General features: G+C 61.3%; 2 protein-coding genes. Both read right to left on the bottom strand.

Features of this window, described 5'->3' with window-relative positions; genetic code table 11:
* Positions 1-102: 102 nt before the first annotated feature.
* Entirely contained in the window at positions 103-2,103 is a 2,001-nt protein-coding gene (locus ABYW26_RS12680) for a tol-pal system YbgF family protein (protein ID WP_372605267.1), read from the bottom strand.
* Positions 2,103-3,016, bottom strand: a 914-nt coding sequence (locus ABYW26_RS12675; RefSeq protein WP_372605266.1) for a hypothetical protein, incomplete at its 5' end; no start/stop codon positions are given. The genes ABYW26_RS12675 and ABYW26_RS12680, both read right to left, overlap by 1 nt.

The following is a 3,016-nucleotide window of genomic DNA, read 5'->3' as shown; positions in this document are numbered from 1 at the left end:
GCCGGGGCCGACGCAAAACTGCGGAACCACAAACGCGAACGCGCGGGCGATGTCGCCCGCGCGGCCGGTTATTCCGAAATCGCGACGCTGTTCAACTAGCGCTTAGAAATCCCGCCGCAGACCGACGAAGACATAAACGTCATTGGCGCTTTCTTTCGTGGTCGAAGTGGTGGTGCGCGACCAGTTATCGCCCAGTTCCAGCTCGAAATCGGTATTTTCGGCAATTTCATAGTTGGCGGTGATCGACGGCACGGCAAACACCTCGTGCCCGCCCGAAGTCAGATCGCGATAGCCGACCTTGAGGCGCGGCTTGACACGGAGCTTGTCGGTCACGTCATAGCGCAGATAGCTGTCGACGTGATACAGGACCGACGAGGCGGTGTTGGCATAGCGGAACGTGGTCGCAACCACATCGGTATCCGAAAAAACGCCGGTGCCGACAAAGCCGACCGAGGCGTAATATTCCAGACCCGGCGCCGGAACCGCAGGCACACCGCCCGACGCCGGGCTGCCCGAGGTATCGAACACGGTCGCGTCCGCAGTGATCTGCCAGGTCTCGTTCAGCGGATGCGAATAAGCGGCCGAGATCGACGACGATGGCGTGGTGCGGTCGACCGCCCATTGCTCGACTTCGGCCAGGGTATTGGCGGCGACCAGTTCGCTAAGCGTGGTGATCGTCTGGCCCTGCAGCGCGTTGGTCAGGCTCAGATAGGGCGACATGACATAGTCGGCGCTGAGGGTCAGCGACGAGTTGTCGGCATAGATATGCGTCCCCGAAATCCGGGCAAAGTTCAGCTTGTTGAAATAGATGTCGTGGTCGAACGACGCGTTCAGGGTGTTGTGGTCGTCCGAATACTGGAACTCGGCGCCCACGGCGCGGCGGTCGGTCAGGCTGCCGGCGCGCTGTTCGATGGCATAGACCGTCAGGTTGCCGCCGGGAACGATGTCTTCGTAATCAAGGCTGACGCCCAGCATGGTGCGGTCGAACTGGAACAGCGGATCGCGCACACTGTCCACGGGCGAGCCGCCCTGAACATTGAGGCGCATGTTGTCGCCGATCTTGAACGACGCCCGCCCGCCGTCAAACCGCCCGAAAACGCCGCTGTTGTTCAGGCTTTGACGCCCGAATGACAGGCGGGTGCCGCTATCCTTGTATTCGATCTGGCCATAAAGTTTCGACAGCTGGATGCTTTGGCTGAAACCGTTCAGGAAATCGGCCTCGTGATCGGCCGAGATCCGCCAAGTCAGGATGCTGTCCTGAGTTTCATAGCGGCCTTCCAGATCCAGCGAGGTCACAAGGGCGTTTTCATAAACGAAATCGTCCTCGGTGGTCCGGCTGGTTTCATATTCCTGCAGGATCGTGCTGCCCTGATTGTAGTAATAGGTGCTGCCGATCGAGCCGAAAATCTCGCTTTGCGGGAAGACGTCTTCGTCTTCGACCGGGACTTCGCGAACCACGACACGCGGGGCCGGGGCGGCGATGTCCGGACGCGCGACTTTCACCGATTCAAGGTTGGCATCGACCGGGTCAAAGACCGGATCGGCGGCGGCAACAACGGTGGTCGTGGTGACCGTTGCCGGTTCCCGCAGCGGCGGCGGCGGCGCGGCCTCGGCGGTTTTGATTGCGGTCAGGCGCTGTTCGACACGAACCGCGCCTTCGGTGCCCGGATATTTCGCCAGATAGGTCTCATATTCGGCCTTGGCATGGGCAAGCTGGCCGTTGCGCTCGCGGCTGACGCCCAGCAATTCCTGTGCCTCTTGGCTGGCCGGGTTTTCCGGGAAGGACAGAACCTTGTTCAGATAGCGGATCGCGGCGGGCAGATCCCCGGCGGTGATCGCGGCGCGGGCGGCGGCAAGGGCGGCATCGGCATCGGCCTGATCCTCGGCGCTGAGCGCGCTGTCGGTGGTATCCGTCGCCGGTTCCGTGCTGTCAGTGGCAGTCGTGTCGGCGGCGGTGGTGTCGGTGACCGGCACCACCGGCGTTGCCGCCGGATCGGTTGCCTGCGCCCAAACCGTTGACACACCAGCCCCTGCCGCGGCCATCAGCGCCACGCCGCAGATTGACAGGCGCAGCGCAGCCCGTGCTTCAGATTTCATCCCCATTACCATTCCCTCTTGCTTGCCGAATGTTCTGCCGTGCGGCGTTCTTTTATTCTTGTCATTGATGCGTCCGTGTATTCGTGACACGACCCCGAACAATCGCGCAATTCATCAACGCGATAATATGTTTTGCTGGGCTTTTCGTATTTTACATGTGGGCCGGTGCGGAAGTCATTCGCATGACAGCCAGCACAGTCCGGACGATAGGCCGGGAACTGCCAGGCGTTACTTTCCGAATTCGAAATATGGCAGTCGGAGCACCCGATGGCGGTGCTGTGGCCGTTCGGATAGGCCGGCGACGAGTGGCTATAGGTGACCGTCGACCAACGCGTGGTCCGGTGGCACTCGTCACATTGCAGGGTGGTGACGAAATGGCCGTTCGGCTTGCCGGTGGCCGAGACGCCATTGTGACAGGTCGAGCAGCCGCCCGTGACCGCGCCGTGATCGAAATGCACCGAGGTCCAGCTTGTGGTGACATGGCAGTCATCACAGGTGTTGGTGGTCGGAATGTGGTTCGCCGGTTTGCCGGTTGCGGTGGTGCCGTTGTGACAGGTGGCGCAAGACCCGGTGACCGCGCCGTGGTCAAAGCGCACATTGGTCCAGCTGGTCGTCACGTGGCAATCGTCACAGGTATTGGTGCTGGGGATATGGTTCCCCGGCTTGCCGGTGGCCGAAACACCGTTGTGACAGGTCGAGCAGGCCGCCGTCACCGCCCCATGATCAAAGCGCACATTGGTCCAGCTGGTGGTGACATGGCAGTCATCACAAGTGTTGCTGGTCGGAATATGATTGCCGGGTTTACCGGTTGCGGTCGTGCCATTGTGACAGGTCGAACAGCCGGCGGTCACGGCACTGTGGTCGAACCGCACGTTGGTCCAGCTTGTGGTGACGTGGCAATCATCACAGGTGTTGCTGG

Source organism: Actibacterium sp., assembly GCF_041584535.1.
Lineage (GTDB): Bacteria > Pseudomonadota > Alphaproteobacteria > Rhodobacterales > Rhodobacteraceae > Actibacterium_D.
The sequence above is the reverse complement of the archived record's forward strand: the minus strand, read 5'-3'. Positions and strand labels throughout refer to the sequence as shown.

Bases quoted from the DNA above. Each gene is read 5' to 3' on its own strand.
- ABYW26_RS12680 (WP_372605267.1), bottom strand. From the start codon at position 2,103: ATGGGGATGAAATCTGAAGCACGGGCTGCGCTGCGCCTGTCAATCTGC.